The sequence below is a fragment of the Aquimarina sp. AD10 genome (assembly GCF_003443715.1).
In the GTDB taxonomy this organism is placed as follows: Bacteria; Bacteroidota; Bacteroidia; order Flavobacteriales; family Flavobacteriaceae; genus Aquimarina; species Aquimarina aggregata.
Window position 1 is genome coordinate 1,268,137 of sequence record NZ_CP031965.1, and the last position, 22,917, is coordinate 1,291,053.

Genomic DNA, 22,917 nt, shown 5'->3' on the forward strand with positions numbered 1-22,917 from the left:
ATAAACCCTGTGATTTCTCACAGGGTTTATTACAAAATTTTTCTAAAAATAAAATTTTAAAGCTTAACATCTTTACTTTCTTTTTCATAGTTAAAAAGATAATCTATATCCATCTCTTTAACTTCTCCTAACTTAGACAACGATTTAAAATCTATATCTTTTTTATTACCAATAACTAGAACATTATAATTCTCTCCCTTAATGTTCTTATTAAAGAATAGTTTAAGATCGTCTAGCGTCATGTTTTTAATTGTATTATATATTTCTTCTCTATTATCATTATCGATTCCTCTTTTCTTAAGGCTTTCATAGGTCCAAAAAATACTTGATTTTGTTATTCGCTGAGCTGCAATCTTCTTCAAAGTAGCTGTTTTAGCTTGATTAAATTGCTCTTCTGCTTCTGGCATGTTTGTCATTAACTCCATCATTGCATCTACAGCCTGAGGCATCTTATTTGCTTGTGTACCAATATATGCATATACGACATCTGATTTTCCTTTCTCTGAAGCTTGTGCATATGATGAAAAAGCAGAATATGCCAATGATTTTGATTCTCGAATTTCTTGAAAAACTATCGATGATAATCCTCCACCAAAATAAGTATTAAACAATCTAGAAGCAGCCATTTTTTTAGGATCAAATTCTGCACCTTTGGCTAACAACAACATTTCACTTTGAACCATATCATAATCTACAAAATACACATTACCTCCAGTTTCCTTTTGAATATAGGTTGTCTTTTCAGGGTAATCTTGTAATGATCCATCAACAACATGATGTTTATCTAATGATGCTATTGCTCCATCTAAATCTTTACCATAATAGAATATACGTTGTTTAAAATTACGTAATTCTTTTATTTTACTTACTAAATCCTCTGGATTCATATCTTTTAATTCAGAGATAGAATAAATATTACGCAATCTTGAATTTTCTCCATATTGTCCATAACTCATAAGTCCAGACCACAGTATATTTCCTTTTTGAGTTTTACTATCCTGTCTTCCTTTTAAGATTTTATCTACATATTTATCATATGTTTCTTGATTTGGAACAGCGTTATTCCAAAGATGCTCTAATAAAGTTAAACCTGCGTCAAGATTTTCTTTTAATCCAGAAATACCAACATAAGTTTTATCAGCAGATGCATTTACATTATAGCTAATTCCTATTTTATAAAACTCTTGCTTTAATTGTTCAGGTGTATACTTATCTGTTCCTAGATAATCTAAATATCCTGCTGCTAAAGATACTTTACGATCATGATCTCGTCCCATATCAAAAATAATATTAAGACTAAAAATATCATTGTTTGGGTTTTCTATATAAGAAACCTCTAGACCGTTACTTGTCTTACTTTCCTTAATTGCCGTTTTATAATCAATAAACTGCGGTGTTAAAGCTACAGGTTCTACCTTATTCAATTCTTTTAGAAAAGCGGACTCTTTTCCTCTATTCAATTCTATTGGCGTGATACCTGGCTTATCTACTTTTACTATATTTTTATCTTCGCCCTTAATCTTATGTACTTCTACGTAATTATTAGCATAAACCTTATTTGCCAAATCAACTACTTGTTGCTTTGTAATTCCTTTCATTTTGTCTAACATTTCTAAACGACTTTTCCAGTCTTGAAAACCTATAAAAGCATTTAGATATGAGTAAGCGGTAGAAGAAGCATTTTCATATTGTTGAATTTGCGATAATCTAAGATCATTAATCACGGCTTCTATTAACCAATCTTCAAACTCTCCTTTTTTTATCTTCTCTACTTGTGCTAATAAAAGTTCTTTAACTTCATCTAAAGTCTGATCTGCTTTTGGCGATCCGTATAAAATATGAAACCCATAATCATTATCAAAATTTGTAAATGATGAAGCATTTTGTACCAATTGTTTTTGGTTAAGATTTAAATCTATCAAACCTGCTTGCGCATTGGCTAACATATAATCAATTAAAGTTATCATGATCTCTTGTTCAGATCCTTTTCCTTCTGTTCTAAACGCTACATAAATAGACTCTGCTGTTGGTCCGTAAACTTCTTTTTTAATCGGAGAAGTTATTGGAGCCTCTGCCTTAAATGTTGGATGCTCGACTTCCTTTTTTTCATACCCTCCAAAAGCATCATTAACCTTTTTGATTGTAGTATCAAAATCAATATCCCCTACTAAAATAACTGCCATATTGTTTGGCACATAATACTTGTCAAAATATGCATGAATCGCTTCCATAGAAGGATTCTTTAAATGTTCTGATTTACCAATAGTAGATTGAGTACCATATGGGTGATTAGGAAATAACCCTTCTAGTACTGCAAAGTATTGCTTACGACCATCACTATCTTGGCCTCTATTAAATTCTTCATAAACTGCCTCTAACTCTGTATGAAACAAACGTAGAACCAACTGACTAAATCGTTCACTTTCTACCGTTAACCATTTGTCTAATTCGTTTGTTGGTATTTTATTTACATAAACCGTTTGCTCATTAGATGTAAATGCATTTGTTCCTTCTGCACCTAAGGATGTTAACATTTTGTCATATTCATTGGCAATAGATACCTTTGATGCTTCTTGAGAAACTTCATCAATTTTTTTATAAATCTCTTTTTTCTTCTCTGGATCGGTTTCTTTTTTATGTTCTTCGTATAAATCAGAAATTTGTTTTAAGAACACTTTTTCCTTTTCAAAATCCTGAGTTCCTATCTCATCAGTACCTTTAAAAACCATATGCTCTAAATAATGAGCTAAACCTGTATTATCTGCAGGGTCATAAGTCGAACCAGCTCGCACAGCAATTAATGTTTGAATTTTAGGTTCTTCTTCATTTTGACCTAAATATACTTTCAATCCATTATTTAAAGTATATAAACGTAATCCTGTAGGGTCATTTGTAACCGTCTCATACGTAAATCCTGCTGCGTCTGTATGTTGTTCTACAGCAATTTCTTTAGATTCATTTGTTTTTGATGATGAATCTTTACAATTACTTAGTAGCATTGTCAATGACAACAATAAAAAGGTGTTTAATAATTTCATATATCCAACTAAATTTATTTTATTTTTTCACAGTGTAAAGAAGTAATATTAATCTGGGAAAGAGTAGAATTATTTTAATTTTTAATAAATTTTTAACATTTGTTTTTTTTCAAAAAAAAACCCCTAAGTACGTAACTTAGAGGTTCTGATATCTTGTTAAAGCTATTATCCAATAACTTCTGCTACTTTTTTTCCTATTTCTGCTGGAGAATCAACAACATGAATACCACATTCTCTCATAATAGCTTTTTTAGCTGCAGCAGTATCTTCGCTACCGCCTACTATTGCTCCTGCATGTCCCATTGTACGTCCTGCTGGTGCAGTTTCACCTGCTATAAACCCAACTATTGGCTTAGTAGTACCGCTTTCTTTTATCCATTTTGCAGCATCGGCTTCAAGCTGTCCACCAATTTCACCAATCATAACAACACATTCTGTTTCAGGGTCATTTACTAAAAGCTCAACTGCTTCTTTTGTTGTAGTACCAATGATAGGATCTCCTCCGATTCCAATTGCAGTAGTAATTCCTAAACCTTGTTTTACAACCTGATCCGCCGCTTCATATGTTAATGTTCCTGATTTAGAAACAATACCAACTCTACCTTTCTTGAATACAAAACCTGGCATAATACCAACTTTTGCTTCTCCAGGTGTAATTACTCCCGGACAGTTAGGTCCAATAAGTCTACATTCTTTACTCTTTATATAATCTGAGGCCTTGATCATATCAGCCACAGGAATACCTTCTGTAATTGTAATAATAACTTTAATACCAGCATCTGCTGCTTCCATTATAGCGTCTGCAGCGAACGCAGGTGGCACAAAAATTATTGTAGTATCAGCACCTACTTCTTTAACAGCATCTTCTACCGTATTGAAAACAGGTTTATCAAGATGTACTTGTCCTCCTTTACCAGGAGTAACTCCACCAACAATATTAGTACCATATTCAATCATTTGCGTAGCATGAAATGTACCTTCACTACCTGTAAATCCTTGAACAATAATTTTTGAATCTTTATTTACTAAAACACTCATTGCGTTATTATTTTTTTAATTTCTTTTAGAGTTTCAAAAGTAAGCTTTTGTATACTATCGTTAAAATGAAAATCAAAAAAAATTTCTTTTAATATTATTTATTATTGAGAAATAAATGACTTCATACTTTCTGGGGTATTATCACCTTGTTGACTAATTTGGTACCCTTTATAAAGTTTACCTTCCTTAAGTTCCCAAATAGCAATAAAATGAGCAATAGCATCCTCTTTATCAGGGTTTTCTATAGTTTTTGCAAAGTATGTATATCGAATTGAAACTTGGTTTTCTTCTGCAATAAGATGACTAATCTCACATCTAAACGTCTCAAACGACACAGCCATGTCGGTAAACATCTTTTTAATATCTTCAAAATTTTTCTTGCTGAACCCAAAGCTACTATTCCAATATAGCTCTATATCAGGATGTAAATACTTCGAAAAAGCTTCAGCGTCGTGTATTAGATCAGCTTCATAAAAAGACTTTACTATATCCTTTCCTGTTTTACCCATTCTCTTTTAATTTTTCTATTAGATCAGGAACTTGCCTTATTGCTGCAATTTCCTTGTATTTTTTCCTAAAATCATCTGCTGGTGTTCCAAAGTAACTTTTATTTCCTGGTAAAGATTTACTTACACCCGATTGGGCCGAAATAATAGCTTTCTTTCCTATAGTTACATCACTAGTGATACCTACTTGTCCCCAAATAGTAACTTCATCCTCAATAACCACACATCCAGCAACACCAACTTGTGATGCTATTAAACATTTTTTACCAACTACAGTATCATGCCCGATATGCACTTGATTATCAATCTTCGTTCCTTCTTTAATTGTAGTATCTCCTGTAACCCCTTTATCAATAGTACATGACGCTCCTAAATCGACATTGTTTTCTATAACAACTCTTCCTCCAGAAAGCAACTTATCAAAACCTTCGGGTCTATTTTTATAATAAAATGCATCTGCACCCAGAACCGTTCCTGAGTGGATTGTTACATTATTTCCGATACTTGTATTGTCATATATACTAACATTAGCATGAATAAGGCAATTATCACCAATAGTAACATTATTACCTATAAAGCTTCCTGGTTGTATAATTGTATTTTTTCCAATTTTAGCCGAACTTGAAATTAGACTATTTGATTTTTCAAAAGGTTTGAAATAATTAGTTAATAAATTAAAATCTCTAAAAGGGTCATCAGAAATCAACAAAGCTTTCCCTTCTGGACACTCTACTTTTTTATTAATCAACACGATTGTAGCAGCACATTGTAGAGCCTTATCGTAATATTTAGGGTGATCAACAAATACAATATCTCCAGGAGTAACTACGTGAATCTCATTCATTCCTAGTACAGGAAAATCAGGATCCCCGATGTATTCGCTAGAAATTATAGTCGCTATTTGCTGTAATGTATGTTTTTGCGGAAATCTCATTTGGTTAATTGAAAATATTAATCTTTAGGATTAATACGTTAATTTTTTATGTTTTGCACAAACTTATATTTATAAAACAATAAAACCAAAGGTTTTGCCTTTGGTTTTTAGAGTTATTCTATTTTAATAGTCTATATTAATTATTCTTTAATACGTTCTTTGTAAGTACCTTTTTCTGTTTCAACTTTAATTTTATCCCCTTCATTTATAAATAGAGGTACCATTACTTCTGCTCCTGTTTCTACTGTAGCGGGTTTTGTTGCATTTGTTGCCGTATTTCCTTTTACACCAGGTTCTGTTGCTGTTACTTCAAGAATTACGCTTGCTGGCATTTCTACAGATAATGGCATTTGATCTTCAGAATTGATTATCACAGTAACTACTTCTCCTTCTTTTAATAATCCTGGAGCATCTAAAGAAGACTTTTCTAAAGTAATTTGATTATAATCTTCAGTATTCATGAAGTGATATGTATCTCCTTCGGCATACAAATATTGAAATTTATGTGTTTCAACTCTAACATCTTCAATCTTGTGCCCTGCAGAAAATGTATTATCAACCACTTTTCCTGTAGTAACACTTTTAAGTTTAGTTCTAACAAAAGCAGGTCCTTTTCCTGGTTTCACATGTAAAAACTCAATAATTTTATAAATGTCGTGGTTGTATTTAATACACAATCCATTTCTGATATCACTTGTACTTGCCATTATTCTATTTCTTTATTTTGCTGTTATTATTACTTATCGACTTATTCTCTTAATTTGAAAAATAGCCTTTCATAATTCCTCTTTGAGAATTTTTAATAAATTCTAAAACTTCATCTCGCTCAGGTGTAGCTTCCATTTCTGCTTCGATAATAGCTACTGCTTGAGTGTTATTATAATTTTGTTGATACAAAATTCTATATATGTTCTGTACTTCTCTAATTTTTTCTGTTGTAAATCCTCTTCTTCGTAAACCAATAGAATTAATTCCTACATATGATAATGGTTCACGAGCTGCTTTTACATATGGAGGAACGTCCTTACGAACCAATGACCCACCTGTGACAAAAGCGTGATTTCCTATACTACAAAATTGTTGTACTGCTGCCATACCTGCAAGCACTACATAATCACCTACATTAATATGTCCTGCTAACGTACTATTATTTGAAAATATACAATTATCCCCAACAATACAATCATGTGCAATATGGCAATAAGCCATGATCCAACAGTTTTTACCAATTTTGGTTTTCATTCTATCGGCTGTACCTCTATTTATAGTGACACATTCACGAATAGTTGTATTGTCTCCTATTTCTGTTATCGTATCTTCGTCATTAAATTTCTTATCCTGAGGTGTTGCAGAAATAACAGCTCCCGGAAAAATACTACAGTTTTTCCCAATACGGGCACCTTCCATAATCGTTACATTAGAGCCTATCCATGTACCCTCTCCTATTACTACATTATTATGAATTGTTGTAAAGGGTTCTATGACAACATTTTTTGCAATTTTTGCTCCCGGATGAACATATGCTAAAGGTTGATTCATTGGTTATGTTTATATTTTATTAATTTATTTTGATTTGACAATTTGTGCCATGAGTTCTGCCTCGGTGACTAATTTACCATTAGCATAGGCAAATGCTTGCATATGACATATACCTCTTCGAATTGGTGTTATTAATTCTAATTTAAAAATCAAAGTATCACCAGGTAATACCTGTTGTTTAAATTTTACCTTATCTATCTTCATGAAATAGGTAAGATAATTTTCTGGATCAGGTACTGTACTTAAAGCTAATATACCCCCTGTTTGTGCCATTGCCTCTACTTGCAATACTCCTGGCATAACGGGTGCTCCAGGAAAATGTCCTACAAAAAAGGGTTCGTTCATGGTTACATTCTTTAAACCAACCACATGTTTATCTGACATCTCTAAAATCCTATCTATTAATAAGAATGGTGATCTATGCGGTAACATATCCATTATCTTATTAATATCCATTAACGGAGGCTTAGAAAGATCAAACTGCGGAACTTTATTCCTTTTTTCAATCTTTATTATTTTTGAAAGTTTCTTGGCAAATTGGGTATTTACAAAATGACCTGGTTTATTTGCTATTATTTTACCTTTAATCCTAGTTCCGATAAGTGCTAAATCACCTATAACATCTAATAACTTATGTCGTGCAGCTTCATTAGGATAATGTAAAGTAAGGTTATCTAAAATACCATTTGGTTTAATTGCTATAGAATCTTTTCCGAAAGCAACTTTAAGTTTTTCCATGGTATTTGGACTTAACTCTTTATCAACATAAACAATGGCATTATTTAAATCGCCTCCTTTTATTAATCCATGCTCTAAAAGCATTTCTAATTCGTGTAAAAAGCTAAATGTTCTTGCATCGGCTATTTCTGTTTTAAAATCAGAAAGTCTTTTTAAAGATGCATTTTGGGTTCCTAAAACTTTAGTCCCAAAATCAACCATTGTAGTTACCTGATATTCTTCTGAAGGCATTACAATAATTTCACTTCCAGACTCTTCATCTGTATATGATATTACATCTTTTACGACATACTCTTCTCTTTCTGCATCTTGCTCGATTATATCTGCTTTTTCTAAGGCCTCGATAAAAAACTTACTAGAACCATCCATAATAGGCGGCTCTGATGCATCTAGCTCTATTAAAAGGTTATCAATTTCTAAACCAACACAGGCAGCCAGAACATGCTCAGATGTTTGGATACTAACCCCATTCTTTTCAAGATTTGTGCCTCTTTGTGTATTTACCACATAATTAGCATCTGCTTCAATGATAGGATTTCCTTCTAAATCAACTCTGCAAAATGCATATCCATGATTTTCGGGTGCAGGTTTAAAAGTTAACGTTACTTCTTTTCCTGTATGTAATCCTACTCCAGTAAGGGTTACTTCCTTTTTAATGGTTCTTTGTTTGCTTACAACAACATCACTCATTATTACTTATCTTTTTCTCTAGTTTGTATACTCTATCTACTATTTTAGGTAGATTTTTAAAATGTACATATGATTTATTGTAATCCGAATATCCTAAAGCAGGAGATCCTTGAATAGCTTCACCATCTTTAATATTTCTTCCAATACCTGATTGTGCTTGTATTCTTACTTTATTGCCTATAGTTAAATGTCCAGCGATACCTACTTGACCTCCAATTAGGCAATACTTACCAATCTTAGTAGATCCAGCAATACCGGTTTGTGCTGCAATAGCAGTGTGTTCTCCTATTTCAACATTATGAGCTATTTGTATCTGGTTATCTAATTTAACGCCTTTACGTATGATAGTAGAACCTAATGTAGCTCTATCTATTGTGGTTCCTGCACCAACATCTACATAGTCTTCTATAATAACATTACCTGTCTGCGGAACTTTACTATATTCTCCTTTTTCATTAGGTGTAAATCCAAACCCATCTGCTCCAACTATTGCACCACTATGTACGACGCAACCTTTTCCTATTACAGTTTCTGAATATATTTTTGCTCCTGAAAAAACGACAACATCATCTCCTATTGTAACATTATCACCAATATATACATTAGGATAAATTTTAGCATTTTGACCAATCTTTACATTTTCTCCTAAATAAGAAAAAGCTCCAAAATATATATTATCACCATAAGAAGCCGTTTCTGAAATAAAGCTAGGTTGTTCTATCCCGCTTTTATTCATTTTAACCATATTATAGTACTCTAATAATTGAGAGAAAGCTTTGTAGGCATCTTCAACTCTAATTAATGTGGTCTTAATACCTGATTCAGCTTCAAAGGATTTATCTACAATAGTAATTGAAGCATCTGTTGAATATATGTACTGAGTATATTTAGGATTGGACAAAAAAGTAAGTGACCCTTTAGTTCCTTCCTCTATTTTAGCTAGCTTAGATACTTCAACGGTCTCATCACCTTCAATTTCACCGTTTAAAATACCCGCAATTTGTGTGGCTGTAAAAATCATTCTAGCAAAAGTATAAAAAATGTGTTAATGTTTGTACTTTGGAGAGCACATAAAATATTTCTTAACAGGTTTTGACAAAGCCTCAAGATTATACTCATCTGTCGCTTCGACGATATCAACAATCTTTCTTGATTTAAAAAGAATATTTATATTCTGTTTATTTTGATGATAAGCTTGATTCGAAATTGTTCCCTCAAAAACAAAATAACGTGCATCTTCATCAGAAATTTGATATTCGTCTTTTATTTTTTCAATCTGTTTTTGTTTACTTTCCGTTTTAAAAGGCTTTTTCTTGATTTTTATTTTCAACAAATCTCTCTCTATAATCATTGCTGATAATGTTTTTAACACAAAATCATCAGAATACACCCATTCTTTCATTGCAGAAACTACATCGTAGTCGTCTAACCTTGAAAACAATTCTAGTACTTCTGGTGTAAAATTATCAAATGTAATTCTGTTTTCTAAAAAAAACGATAACGCCTTGCTAGCCGGCAGTTTTACTCCACTATTAACAAGTTCTTTTGCTCTTTGCAAAACTCTTATCAATAAATTCTCGGCTACCAAACTTGTCTTATGTAAGTAAACTTGCCAATACATCAATCTTCTGGCTAATAAAAATTTCTCAACAGAATAAATTCCTTTTTCTTCAATAACCAATTCATCATTTACAACAGTAATCATAGTGATTAATCGTTCACTATTAATATTACCTTCGGATACTCCTGTATAAAAACTATCTCTTTTTAAATAATCTAATCGATCCATATCCAATTGTCCAGAAATTAACTGATGCAAAAAGTTACGATCGTATTCTCCTTTAAAAATTTGAATAGCAAGCGTTAAACTACCGTTAAATTCTTCATTAATTTTCTCCATAAACATCAGAGAAATTGATTCGTGATTAACTTCGTTTACTATGCTATGTTCCATTGCATGTGAAAAAGGACCATGTCCTATATCATGCAATAAAATTGCTACATATAATGCTTCTTCTTCTTCTTCAGAAATGTTAACCCCCTTAAAACGAAGAACTCTCACTGCTTTCTGCATTAAGTGCATACAACCTAAAGCATGATGAAAACGTGTATGATGTGCCCCAGGGTAGACTAAATACGATAATCCCATTTGAGAGATGCGTCTTAATCTTTGAAAATATTTATGTTCTATAAGATCAAAAATAAGTTCATTAGGTATGGTAATAAAACCGTAAATTGGGTCGTTTAATATTTTTAGCTTATTTCTTTTTTTCAAGTTTACTTTACTTTTACAAAAGCAAATATACATATATGCAGCTCATATAGAACATTTCGAACCAAATTTAAGTCGGCTGGCAATATAAAAACATAGAGATAAGTTATACATTGAATTTTCAGATAATTAAAATTAGAATTAATGAGTAAAATAAAGATCCTTTGGGTAGATGACGAAATTGATTTACTTAAACCACATATATTATTTTTAGAGAAAAAAAACTACGAAGTTACCAAATGTCAAAGTGGAACTGAAGCTATAGAAATTATAGATGACCACAATTTTGATATTATTTTTTTAGATGAAAATATGCCTGGTCTCTCTGGACTAGAGACTTTATCTGAAATTAAGGAAAAGAAAGATAGTATTCCTGTTGTCATGATCACTAAAAGTGAAGAAGAATACATCATGGAAGAAGCTATTGGTAGTAAAATAGCAGATTATCTTATCAAACCCGTAAATCCAAATCAAATATTACTAAGTTTAAAGAAAAACTTAGATAACTCTCGTTTGGTTTCTGAAAAGACCACATCAAACTATCAACAAGAATTTAGAAAAATTGCTATGGATATGGCCATGGTGAATTCTTTTGAAGAGTGGTCAGAATTTTATCAGAGATTATTGTATTGGGAAATGCAATTAGAAGATATCGAAGATACGGGAATGTTTGAAATTTTAGAATCTCAAAAAACAGAAGCAAACTCACAATTCTGTAAATTTATAGACAAAAACTATCCAGATTGGTTTGATGGCAAAAATCATCCTCCTGTAATGTCTCATACATTATTTAAGGAAAAAATAATGCCCGAGATTAGCAAGGATCAACCTACATTACTAGTTGTTATTGATAATCTAAGATATGACCAATGGAAAGCTTTTGAACCCACTGTTAACAACTACTACAAAAAAGAAAGAGAAGAATCATATTACAGTATTTTACCTACAGCAACTCAATATGCTAGAAATGCAATTTTTTCAGGTTTAATGCCATCAGAGATGAAAAAAAGACATCCTGATTTGTGGTTAGATGATACTGATGAAGGTGGTAAAAACATGCATGAAAATGACTTTTTGACTGCACAAATTAAACGTTTGGGCATGAATATCAAACACGAGTATTACAAGATCACTAATGAAAGGTCTGGTAAAACACTAGCTGCAAATTTTAAAGGATTAAAAGACAATGATCTTACGGTAGTAGTTTATAATTTTGTGGATATGCTTTCTCATAGTAAAACCGAAATGGAAGTTATTAAAGAATTAGCTTCTAATGATAAATCATATCGATCTCTTACCCAGAGCTGGTTCAAAAACTCCCCATTATTAGAAATGATACAGCAGGCACAACAAATGGGCTTTAAATTAATTATTACTACTGATCACGGAACTATAAATGTAAAAAACCCTTCTAAAGTCATTGGCGATAAAAACACAAGTTTAAATCTTAGATATAAAACAGGAAAGAGCTTGACCTATGAAAAAAAGGAAGTTTTAGAGGCTACAAATCCAAAAACTGTACATCTTCCGTCAATAAATATGAGCAGTTCTTTTATTTTTGCCAAAGGAGATTATTTCTTTGCCTATCCAAATAACTATAATCATTATGTTAGTTATTATAGAAATACCTACCAGCATGGTGGCGTTTCTTTAGAAGAAATAATTATTCCATTTGTAGTTTTAAATCCAAGATAGTATTTCACTTTCTTGAAGTACACTTAAAAAATGACCATAGAATATACTCTTGAAGATCTTCCTATTGTAGCTAAACAAATATTAACCAATGTAAGTACAAAAATTGTTTTGTTTGATGCTGATATGGGAATGGGAAAAACAACATTGATTAAAGAAATATGTAAACAACTTGGGGTTCAGGATATCATTTCTAGCCCCACATATTCTTTAGTAAATGAATATGATACCGAAACAGGGCCTATTTATCATTTTGATTTTTATAGAATTGAAGATGAAGAAGAAGCATATCATATTGGTTTTGAAGAATATCTAGATAGTAATAATTGGGTTTTTATAGAGTGGCCAGAAAAAGTGTCAAACATACTTCCAAAAGACGTTTCTATAGTAAAAATCAACCTTTCGAATAATGACAAAAGAATACTTTTATTAAATAGTTAAAGTAAAACTTGGTTTTTAAAAATTTAATACTATTTGTTTTGTTGGCTTTTTTATTCGTAATTTGAGATACAGAATTTCACACAAATGAGTACATCCAAATCTCCTTTTACCAAAGAACAACTTCTACCACAGGAGGAAATGATTGAAGTTGCGCCTAAAAAAGGAAAATTGTTTATCGGAATCCCAAAAGAGACAAGTTATCAAGAAAAGAGGGTATGCCTTACTCCAGATGCAGTTGCAGCATTAACCGCTCATGGTCATAGAGTTTTATTAGAAACCAATGCAGGCATTGGAGCTAGTTTTACAGATAGAGATTATAGTGAAGCTGGAGCAGAAATCACTAATGATAGAACTAAAGTATTTGGGTGTCCTATTATATTAAAAGTAGAACCGCCGTCTCTGGAAGAACTTGAACATGTAAATCCGCAAACAGTTTTGATATCGGCTTTACAGTTAAAAACACAATCTAAAGAATATTTTCAAGCCTTAGCTAAAAAAAGAATTACTGCCTTAGGTTTTGAATTTATCCGAGATGCAGATGGTGCCTACCCTGCCGTAAGAGCATTAAGTGAGATTGCAGGGACCGCTGCGGTACTAATTGCATCAGAGTTAATGAGTAGCGCTACCACATCTCAAGGATCAGGACTAATGATGGGTAATATTAGTGGTGTACCCCCCGTAGAAGTGGTTATTTTAGGAGCCGGCACAGTTGGTGAGTTTGCTGCTCGTTCTGCAATAGGGTTAGGCGCTAATGTAAAAGTATTTGATAATTCTATTACCAAATTGCGATGTATCCAGACTAATGTAGGAAGACCTTTATTTACCTCTACAATTCAACCTAAAAATCTACTAAAAGCATTACGCAGATGTGATGTGGTTATTGGAGCGGTAAGAGGAAAAAATCGAGCTCCCGTTATCATCACAGAAAACATGGTAGAATGTATGAAAGCAGGTGCAGTTGCAATTGATGTAAGTATTGATATGGGCGGATGTTTTGAAACCAGTGAAGTTACATCTCATGATCACCCTACATTTATTAAACATGGTGTTTTACATTACTGTGTACCCAACATTCCATCGCGATACGCCAGAACATCTTCATTATCCATAAGTAATATTTTTACTCCTTACCTATTACAAATTGGTGACGAAGGAGGTATAGAAAATGCTGTAAGATTTGATCGAGGTTTAAAAAATGGATTATATTTTTATCACGGTATTTTAACCAGTAAACCCATTGCAGATTGGTTTGATTTATCTTACAGAGATATTAATTTATTAATTCTTTAAAAAACCGGATAACTCTATAAAATCCTTATCATTTATTCAATAAACTTTACTTACTTTTGGGCTCATATTTTTTAACATATGAAATTAGCTCATCGTTTATTTTACTACTTAGGTGGATTTGGAATTGGACTTATACTGTTATTTTTCTTTTTAGGAGGCAAAAAAGCATCATGTGACTATGGCCCATCATCAAGAGTTTTAAAAAATATCAGGATAAAAGAGAGAGTCTTTTCGAAAATGGTTCAAAATAGTATTCAAACAAACCAAATTGATACAGCAGATATATCTTATCTTTTACTTGAAGGAGATGTCGATTTTTCAAAAAGTAATACGAAACTGGATTCTTGTAGGACTTATTTTATAGAAGGCCTTGTTAAAGAGAAAATAATATCAATGCTAATTGAAAACTGCGATTCTATTGCTCGAATTAACACTATACAAATCTCAGAGTAATTACTACAGTTTTTTACGCATAGCCCAAAACTCAAAGGTTTCCTCGCCAATAGTAAAATTATGCTCTCCTACCATATCGTAACCTTTGCCTTTATAAAACATTACCGCTTCTTTTTTAATTTTTAGATTAGACAACCACAAATTAGTATACTTTTTTTCTGTTACCGTCTGTATAATACATTCATGAAGTTTACTACCAATACCCTGACCTTCATACCCTTTTAGCAAATAAATGCGATGTAGTTTACATGTGTTTTGATCTTTAATAAATTCTGAAGGCGAGTCCAATTTTAGTTTAGCATACCCAATAGCTTTAGCTCCTATTTTATCATATACTAACCAATATACGTTTTCTTGTTTTGCTAAACTGTTTTTTATTTTTTCGGTAGAAAAAGAAACATTTACATAACTATCAAGATTAGTCTTTTCTTTAAAAAAACCCCCATAAGACTCTATAAAGGTTTCCCTCCCTAAAAGAGAAATTTGCTCAGTATCGTCTATTGTTGCCCGCCTAATTTCAATCATAAATTACCTTTTTCTAGGTGCAATATCGATAAAAAAATCTAATACCTGTTTAAACTTATCTTTAACAATAGGTTTATACACTATTTTAGTAGACACAGGGTACTTTTCTGTACAGTTACCTGTTAAACAATTAACTGGACGTGTAGGTCTCTTCTCAAACCCTCCACCACAATTTGGACAAACATTATGTAAAATGGTATCAACACAATCTTTACAAAACGTGCATTCAAAAGAACAAATCATAGCCTCCGAGCTAGTGTTTGGCAAATCCTTTTTACAATTTTCGCAAACTGGTCTTATTTCTAACATATCAAATGGATTTATTTTTACTTACATAAAGCTTTACAGCTTCTGGTACTTTAACATCAAGAGGTAAATTCGTATCAGAAATAGCGTCATATGCGACTTGTTTTATAGGTACCACTCCTGCCCATATAGGCAAATCATGATCTTCTTGTTCATCATTTACTCCTTCTGCTCTAATTTTGGCTGATGCAGTATTTATTTTTATTTCTAAAACCAAGGTTGCATTAAACTCCTTAGTATTTGGGTGTCTAACATTGTCCCAATGTCCAGGAACCATATGATTCAAAATATAGGCCAAGGCTTCCATTTTTTCATCAGAATCATCAATTTTTCTAACACTACCAAAAATAGAAACAGATCTGTAATTAGCTGAGTGATGAAAAGCAGAACGCGCTAATACTAAACCATCTAAATGTGTCACAGAAACACTTGCTACACCAGCATCTAACAAACTAAGCATCATTCTATTCTTTAGCGATCCATGAATATAAATAACATCACCTTTTCTTGCATAAGCCGTGGGGATTACGATGGCTTGACCTTTATAAACATAGCCTACATGACATAGAAAAGAATCATCTAAAATCGAATTAATTGTATCTATATCATAATTAGCTCTTTTTGGACCTCGCTTTACTTTGTTTAATTCTGAAATTGAATATTCTGCCATAATTATTTATATATTAATGTTTCTTTACAAATAGTTTCTTCTCTTTAAAAGAGAAGAAACTAAATCTCGAAATAATACTAAAGCAATACATCTTAAATAAAACTTGTTTTATTTCTTGTTCAAAAATATTAGTTTTATGGTGTGTTGTAATAATCCAGTTTGTAAATATATAATAGTCCAGTTTTGTTTCCATTTAAAAATAATATCACTTTAGAGCGTAAAAATAATCGCAATCTGTATTTACAAATTTGTGATCAAATTATCGGATTTATCAAATCAGGTCAACTCCCCCCTTCTGCCAAATTACCAAGTTCAAGAAAACTTTCTGAAGATCTTAATGTTCATCGTAAAACAATAATAGCTGCGTATGATGAATTAATTGCCCAAGGATGGGTAGAAACTCTACCTGCAAAAGGCACCTATATTAAAAGCTCTTTACCTGTAATAAAACAACAATCTTTTGGCAAAAACAGCTTACAAACCAACTCTAAAACTAAAAGTAATTTCTCTTTTATACATCGTCCTCATTTAATTCGTAAAGAACAGAAAATTGATTCATTAGAATTAAGAATAGACGATGGAGTACCCGACAATAGATTAGCCCCAATAGAAGAAATTGCTAAAACCTATCGCAATATTACTAAAAGAGCATACTACACAAAGCTCTTAGGGTATGACTCTATATATGGCAATCTTGAACTTAGGAAAACTCTTGTTAACTACTTAAATGAAACACGTGGTTTAAACATTTCTCTAAATAACATATTAATTACTAGAGGAACCCAAATGGGAATGTATTTAGCAGGTCAACTTCTTCTTAATGATACTACAAATAGGATTATAGTAGGAACAACAAATTATATGACATCTGATAACACATTTACTGAAGCTGGTGGCATTATAGAACGTGTACCAGTTGATGAAAATGGATTAGATACGAATGTAATTGAAAATATTTGTGAAAGGAAAAAAATAAAAGCAATTTATGTAACTTCACATCACCACCACCCTACGACAGTTACATTATCTGCAAAAAGAAGGATGCACTTATTACAACTTGCAAAAAAGTACAATTTTGCAATTATTGAAGACGACTATGATTATGATTTTCATTATAGCAACTCCCCCATTCTACCTCTGGCCAGTAATGACAACTACGGAAATGTAATTTATATCGGAGGTTTTACCAAAATAATAGCTCCAGCTATGCGTATCGGATATATGATCGCACCAAAGGATTTTATCGATGAAGCAGCTAGATTAAGGCGTATAATAGATCGACAAGGAGATATGATTTTAGAACAAACTATGGCACGTATGATTATTTCTGGTGACATTCAAAGACATAGTAAAAAGGCATTAAAAATCTATAAAACACGTAGAGACTTATTTTGTGCTCTTTTAAAAGAAAAATTAGGGAATTATTTCGACTTTCAAATCCCCAAAGGCGGCATGGCTGTTTGGGTCTTACTAAATAAAAAATACAATTGGGATACCGTAATTTCAAAAGCCCAACTCTTAAACCTTGAGTTTAATGCTGAATGGAAACGCTACGATAATGATAACTCTGGTCATAATGGAATAAGGTTTGGTTTTGCATCTTTAAATGAAGAAGAAATTCATGAAGTAATTCATAGACTTTCTAAAATCATGAAATCTATAAATTGTTAGTTTTAGCAGGATATTGCCAAGATAATTATTGTATCAAAAGTGTTTTTTTAATTCATTTTTATAATTCAAAATCATTTGTTATAAGTTTCAAACCATATGACACACTTAAGGAAGAGTGCATTGTAAATATTTACAGTATTAACCAATGAACATCTTATTAAAGAAAAACACACAAATGAATAGCAACAATAAAGACCATTAGTATACTCAAAATATGTTAGTTGTTAAAAAATCTTCAAACGATTAGCAAATTTCTTAAAACTTTTACTTTTCTAAAATTTTGGGTATAAAATTTATACAAACTAAGTAATAATAGGTTCTATTTAGTAATACTAACTTGACAACACTTGTTAGTTGTTCTTTGGTAAATGCTTTTGTTAAAAAACATTTAAGCATTAATTGACATACAGTGTCGTGATTACTCGAAAACGAATTTTTAGTGAAGGAATGGAATACTTTATTAATTTTTTCAAATTCAAATTATAATCATGAAAGAACAGTCTAGTAAATTATTAAAAAAGTGTCTCATTACCTGTTTACTCACACTAATAATAGGTATATCCGATGCACATGCACAACAAACAATAACAGGTAAAGTTGTAGGCGAAGACGATGTAGGAATTCCTGGGGTAAATATTTTAGTTGAAGGAACATCGACAGGACAAATTACTGATTTTGATGGAAATTTTAGCATTTCTGCCGATACCGGAGATCAACTTATAATATCATATTTGGGGTTTATAACTCAAAAAATAACAATTGGCAATACAACAAACATCAACATTAAATTAATTGCAGATGTGCAATCCTTAGATGATGTTGTTGTTATTGGTTATGGTACTGCAAGAAAAAGTGATCTAACCGGTGCTGTTACACAAGTATCTGCAAAATCCTTTGAAGATCAACCTTTAGCCCGTTTAGAAGAGGCTTTACAAGGTAGAGCCGCAGGTGTTACAGTTGCTAAAGCTAATGGAGCTCCTGGTTCTGCTATTAAAGTAAGGATTCGAGGTGCAAATTCTATTAACCGTAGTAATGATCCACTAATTGTAATAGATGGTTTTATAGGCGGTGATTTAAGTACTTTAAACCCTAACGACATTGCTTCTATAGATGTCTTAAAAGATGCTTCTGCAACTGCTGTATATGGATCTAGAGGGTCTAATGGTGTTGTTTTGATAAGTACTAAAAAAGGTAAAGGAGTCGCAAAAATTGATATAGACTTCTTTACAACGATCTCTGCAGTTCCAGAATTACTTCCAACTTTAGGAGCCGCTGATTTTTCGAGGATAGAAAACAGCAGAAGAATCCGAGGTGGTGGAACAGCAATATTTACCGATGCAGAAATTGCCGGTTTCGAAGCTAATGGAGGAACCAACTATCAAGACGAAATTTTTCAAACAGCTATAAGTCAAAATCTTCAACTATCTGCGAATGGATCTGAAGGAAAAGTTGGATATTTTATATCGGGTAACTACGTTAATCAAGAAGGTGTGGTTATTAATACAAATTATGAACGATATTCGTTGCGATCAAATCTAAATGCAAATATCTCAGATAAATTTAAAATTGGCTTTAATATTTTTGGTAGTCGAACCACAACCATAAATGATTTAAACCAATTTGGGCGATTTCAAGGAAGTGTGGTACTAAATGCGTTGTCATGGGACCCCACTACTCCTATTTTTGACGAAAACGGAAATTACAACAACCTATCCAACCGTAGTTTGGCTTCTTTAAACTATAACCCTGTTGCCAACTTAACACTGGCAAATGTTGAAAATATAAGTGATCGTATTGATGCCAATATAAACCTTAGTTACAATATATTAGAAAATCTAACCTATACATTAATTGCTGGGGTTACTACTTTTAACGGATCTAGTGAAAGTTACAGAACATTTAGAGCTGATCCACCAACTGCTACTTTTGGTAATAACAAAAACACTACACATCAAATCAGTAATATCCTTTCATGGCAGAAAGAATTTGGTAAGCATAATTTAAAAGCGACCGGAGTTTATGAATTTTCAGGAATTCAAAATCGTTTTAATGGCTATACTGCTGCTCGTCTTTTTGTACCAGGTGGATTTTATTTTGCAGAAACCGCTCCTAGTTCTAGTCAAACCGTTTTTAACAATTTTTCAGAAAGAAGTATTCAATCTTTAATGGCACGTAGTGAATACATATACAACGACGCTCTATTTGTAACAGGTACGGTTCGTATGGATGAATCTTCTGTGTTTAGATCAGATAACAGAAGAGGGTATTTCCCTTCAGTGGCTTTAGCATATTCATTCGATAATATGCCATTTATAGAAAACAGTACTATTTTTAGTAATCTAAAATTGAGAGCTGGCTGGGGTCAAGTAGGTAATGAAAATATAGACCCATACACCACTTTTCCCAATGTACAAAATGCAAACTTCTCTTTTAATGGATCAGATGCTACACCAGGCGTAACACCTGATAGTTTTGGTAATCCAGACCTAAAATGGGAAACTACCACACAAACAAATGTAGGTGTTGATCTTACATTTCTAAAAGGAAGAATCAATTTCTCAATTGATGCATACCAAAAAAACACCACAGACCTACTTTTAGATGATCCGATTATCCCTTCTAATGGTGGTAATGTAACAATTTCAAAAAACATAGGAGAAGTTGAAAATAAAGGAATCGATATTGCTATTGCAGCAGATGTAGTCAATACGGATAATTTTAATTGGAATTCTAATTTTAATCTGTCACATAGTAAAAATGAAGTAACTGACTTAGGTGGACGTGATGAAATCCAAGGAACCTTTGGTAGTATCGATGGACAAGGCCGAATTTGGAATATTATCCAAGTAGGCCAACCACTTGGTCAATTTAATGGAACTACATTTTTAGGTACTTGGAAAACCTCTGAAGCTGCAGAAGCAGCTACTTTTGGAAGAATACCTGGAGATGCTAAATACCTTAGAGATGAAAATGGTGAAATTTTATTTGGAGCTATTGGTAATGGTACTCCAACCTTAACATGGGGATTTAATAATACGATTACTTATAAAAATTGGGATTTAAATGTATTCTTTCAAGGGGTACATAACTTTGATATTCTTAATGCTGTACAAGGTGTTATTGTAGGTAACACTGGAAATCAAAGAAGTTTTTTGGCTCCTGAACAATTAAACCAATGGACTCCACAAAATGAAACTGATATACCCGCAGGAGGTCCAAACGAAGCTGGATCCACTCGTTATGTAGAAAAAGGTGATTTTATTAGACTTAGCAATCTTACTTTGGGATATACCCTTAAAGACATAAAACACATAAATGCTAATGTGAAATTATACGTGACTGGGCAAAATTTATTTTTAATCACAGATTATACTGGTTATGACCCTGAGCTTACATCTGTACCCGCAGATGATAATGCAGGGAATAAAAGTGTAGATGTCGCAGCTGGTATAAATGCCGGAGCTTATCCCAATCCAAGGTCATTCATTTTTGGAGTAAAAGTAGGATTTTAATACAAAAAACAAATTTTATGAAAACAACATATAACAGAAACCGATATAATATAAGATCCATATTATCTTTTCTGATAATAGCATCTGTTTTTTACAGCTGTGCGGATTTAGATGAAGACCCAACAATTGCACAATTAGCTCCAGGTGCATACTCCAAAATTCAAGAATTAGAACTTGGAGTTACTGGGGTACACGCAAAGTTAAATGATGCTTCTTGGATGACAACTTTTTATGCTCCAGCTTGGGCCGGAGATGATATTACTACACATATTGGAAGTAATAAGGCAGAATTTAGAGAATTTGATCAACGATTAGTTTCTCAAGCCAATTCAAGAGTACGAAATAACTGGGAAGCAATTTACAGTACTATTCGTGCAGCAAATACTGTTTTGGCAAATAATGAAGGCTTAGTTCTTACCGAACCAAGTGAAATAGAAACTCAAAATCGACTCATTGCCGAAGTGTATTTTCTAAGAGGTGTAATGTTCTTTCATTTAGCCAGAATTCATGGAAGAATACCTTTACCTATTATTCCAGACCCAGATCAACAATTAGGATTAGCAGAACAGATTGATGTTTATGAACAAATTGAGTCAGATCTTTTAAGAGCCGAAAGTGGATTACCCGATATATACCCAGGAGTAAATGCTGGAGCTCCCAGACCAAACAGTGGTTCTGCAAGAGCATTACTAGCAAGATTATATCTAGATTGGGCAGGATTCCCGGTTAAGGATAATGCCAAATATACTGATGCAGCTTCTAGTGCAAAACAAGTAATTGACAATAGTGCGGCGCATAATTTTACGCTACTTGAAGATTTAGAAGATTTATGGACTTTAGAACATCGATTTAATGACGAAGCGGTTTGGACCATTCCTTATTGTCGAAGTTGTGGTCAACCTAATCGTAAATTCGGAAAGTTAGGTAATCCGTCAGATCTTCAAGGATGGCAAGAAACCTTTGCAGAAATTAGATTTTTTGAAGACTTCCCAGAAGGTGCAAGAAAAGAAGCCACATACAGAACCGAACTTGATTGGAAGAACTTTAGCGATCAACCAACACCGGTTTTTAAGAAAATTGTAGGTCCTATTGACGATATCCCATTATCAGATTTTCAAACTGATAGAAATGACTTCTTTATACGCTATGCCGAAGTTCTTTTAATCTATGCTGAAGCTTCTGCCCGATCAGGAAACATTACTCCAGAATCATGGGAAGCTTTAAATATGATTAGGCGAAGATCTGAAGGGCTTCCTTTTAATATTCCAGATCCATCGGTAGATGTAACTACAGGAGACCTTGCAGAATTAGCATTTACCGAAAGAAAATGGGAGTTTGCTGGTGAATATTTACGCTGGAATGATTTAGTGCGAATGGAACGAGTTGAACAGGCACTCTCGGATCGAGCACCACAAACCTCATTAAATAACAGTGGTGAATTGTTACCCGAACCAAATCCAATAAAAGGATCACTTGGTACAGATAATTACTTTACTCCTATTCCGCAACGAGAAATAGATCTTAACCCAAGTATAAACAATTAAACAAAAAGAAATACAATAATTTTGAATTAGTTATTTTTAAACACAACGGTAGAGTCTT

The 22,917-nt window shown here is 32.6% G+C and carries 19 protein-coding genes; 7 read left to right on the plus strand and 12 right to left on the minus strand.

Going from position 1 to position 22,917, the window contains the following annotated elements; all coding sequences use genetic code 11:
* Positions 1–56: 56 nt before the first annotated feature.
* The 9 genes from D1816_RS05405 to D1816_RS05445 all read right to left on the minus strand — a co-directional run bounded on the left by D1816_RS05405 (position 57) and on the right by D1816_RS05445 (position 10,758).
* Positions 57–3,038, minus strand: a complete 2,982-nt coding sequence (locus D1816_RS05405) for a pitrilysin family protein (protein ID WP_066309487.1) — start codon at positions 3,036–3,038, stop codon at positions 57–59.
* A gap of 165 nt (positions 3,039–3,203) precedes the next feature.
* The gene (sucD, locus tag D1816_RS05410; RefSeq protein WP_066309485.1) at positions 3,204–4,076 is read right to left on the minus strand and encodes a succinate--CoA ligase subunit alpha; all 873 of its coding nucleotides are present in this window, start codon (positions 4,074–4,076) and stop codon (positions 3,204–3,206) included.
* A gap of 101 nt (positions 4,077–4,177) precedes the next feature.
* Positions 4,178–4,585: a nuclear transport factor 2 family protein gene (locus D1816_RS05415; RefSeq protein ID WP_066309484.1), complete on the minus strand. Its 408-nt coding sequence runs from the start codon at positions 4,583–4,585 to the stop codon at positions 4,178–4,180.
* Complete coding sequence (locus D1816_RS05420) at positions 4,578–5,516, minus strand: UDP-3-O-(3-hydroxymyristoyl)glucosamine N-acyltransferase (protein ID WP_118501466.1); 939 nt, start codon at positions 5,514–5,516, stop codon at positions 4,578–4,580. Before D1816_RS05420 ends, D1816_RS05415 begins: the two co-directional genes overlap by 8 nt.
* 140 nt (positions 5,517–5,656) lie before the next feature.
* The gene (gene efp, locus D1816_RS05425) at positions 5,657–6,223 is read right to left on the minus strand and encodes an elongation factor P (RefSeq protein WP_066309478.1); all 567 of its coding nucleotides are present in this window, start codon (positions 6,221–6,223) and stop codon (positions 5,657–5,659) included.
* Between the two features lie 49 nt (positions 6,224–6,272).
* On the minus strand, positions 6,273–7,055 hold the full coding sequence (gene lpxA / locus D1816_RS05430) for an acyl-ACP--UDP-N-acetylglucosamine O-acyltransferase (protein WP_066309476.1): 783 nt from the start codon (positions 7,053–7,055) through the stop codon (positions 6,273–6,275).
* A gap of 24 nt (positions 7,056–7,079) precedes the next feature.
* Positions 7,080–8,483: a bifunctional UDP-3-O-[3-hydroxymyristoyl] N-acetylglucosamine deacetylase/3-hydroxyacyl-ACP dehydratase gene (locus D1816_RS05435; protein ID WP_118501467.1), complete on the minus strand. Its 1,404-nt coding sequence runs from the start codon at positions 8,481–8,483 to the stop codon at positions 7,080–7,082.
* On the minus strand, positions 8,476–9,504 hold the full coding sequence (lpxD, locus tag D1816_RS05440) for a UDP-3-O-(3-hydroxymyristoyl)glucosamine N-acyltransferase (protein WP_066309474.1): 1,029 nt from the start codon (positions 9,502–9,504) through the stop codon (positions 8,476–8,478). Before lpxD ends, D1816_RS05435 begins: the two co-directional genes overlap by 8 nt.
* Positions 9,505–9,528: 24 nt before the next feature.
* Positions 9,529–10,758, minus strand: coding sequence for an HD domain-containing protein (locus tag D1816_RS05445; protein WP_118506214.1), 1,230 nt, complete (start codon positions 10,756–10,758; stop codon positions 9,529–9,531).
* Positions 10,759–10,899: 141 nt separating this feature from the next.
* On the opposite strand from D1816_RS05445, the gene D1816_RS05450 reads away from it, so the two are divergent.
* The 4 genes from D1816_RS05450 (at position 10,900) to D1816_RS05465 (ending at position 14,631) form a co-directional block, all read left to right on the plus strand.
* On the plus strand, positions 10,900–12,450 hold the full coding sequence (locus D1816_RS05450) for a PglZ domain-containing protein (RefSeq protein WP_118501468.1): 1,551 nt from the start codon (positions 10,900–10,902) through the stop codon (positions 12,448–12,450).
* A gap of 30 nt (positions 12,451–12,480) precedes the next feature.
* Complete coding sequence (gene tsaE / locus D1816_RS05455) at positions 12,481–12,888, plus strand: tRNA (adenosine(37)-N6)-threonylcarbamoyltransferase complex ATPase subunit type 1 TsaE (protein WP_066309470.1); 408 nt, start codon at positions 12,481–12,483, stop codon at positions 12,886–12,888.
* A gap of 84 nt (positions 12,889–12,972) precedes the next feature.
* Entirely contained in the window at positions 12,973–14,178 is a 1,206-nt protein-coding gene (locus D1816_RS05460) for an alanine dehydrogenase (protein ID WP_066309469.1), read from the plus strand.
* A gap of 78 nt (positions 14,179–14,256) precedes the next feature.
* Entirely contained in the window at positions 14,257–14,631 is a 375-nt protein-coding gene (locus tag D1816_RS05465; RefSeq protein WP_066309466.1) for a DUF4258 domain-containing protein, read from the plus strand.
* A 3-nt stretch (positions 14,632–14,634) separates the two neighbouring features.
* On the opposite strand, the gene D1816_RS05470 is transcribed toward D1816_RS05465, so the two are convergent.
* Genes D1816_RS05470 through D1816_RS05480 form a run of 3 tightly spaced genes read right to left on the minus strand, consistent with a single transcriptional unit; the run spans position 14,635 to position 16,132 of the window.
* On the minus strand, positions 14,635–15,156 hold the full coding sequence (locus D1816_RS05470) for a GNAT family N-acetyltransferase (protein WP_118501469.1): 522 nt from the start codon (positions 15,154–15,156) through the stop codon (positions 14,635–14,637).
* A gap of 3 nt (positions 15,157–15,159) precedes the next feature.
* On the minus strand, positions 15,160–15,465 hold the full coding sequence (locus tag D1816_RS05475; protein WP_066309460.1) for a DUF1272 domain-containing protein: 306 nt from the start codon (positions 15,463–15,465) through the stop codon (positions 15,160–15,162).
* 1 nt (position 15,466) lies between these two features.
* Positions 15,467–16,132 carry a pyridoxamine 5'-phosphate oxidase family protein gene (locus D1816_RS05480; RefSeq protein ID WP_066309458.1) on the minus strand — a complete coding sequence of 222 codons (666 nt, stop codon included), beginning with the start codon at positions 16,130–16,132 and terminating at the stop codon, positions 15,467–15,469.
* Positions 16,133–16,315: 183 nt separating this feature from the next.
* On the opposite strand from D1816_RS05480, the gene D1816_RS05485 reads away from it, so the two are divergent.
* From D1816_RS05485 to D1816_RS05495, 3 genes are all read left to right on the plus strand, one after another.
* Positions 16,316–17,803, plus strand: a complete 1,488-nt coding sequence (locus D1816_RS05485) for a PLP-dependent aminotransferase family protein (RefSeq protein ID WP_118501470.1) — start codon at positions 16,316–16,318, stop codon at positions 17,801–17,803.
* Between the two features lie 488 nt (positions 17,804–18,291).
* A complete protein-coding gene (locus D1816_RS05490) occupies positions 18,292–21,315 on the plus strand; it encodes a TonB-dependent receptor (RefSeq protein ID WP_118501471.1) in 3,024 nt (1,007 codons plus the stop codon).
* Between the two features lie 17 nt (positions 21,316–21,332).
* Positions 21,333–22,859: a RagB/SusD family nutrient uptake outer membrane protein gene (locus D1816_RS05495; RefSeq protein ID WP_118501472.1), complete on the plus strand. Its 1,527-nt coding sequence runs from the start codon at positions 21,333–21,335 to the stop codon at positions 22,857–22,859.
* Positions 22,860–22,917 lie beyond the last annotated feature (58 nt).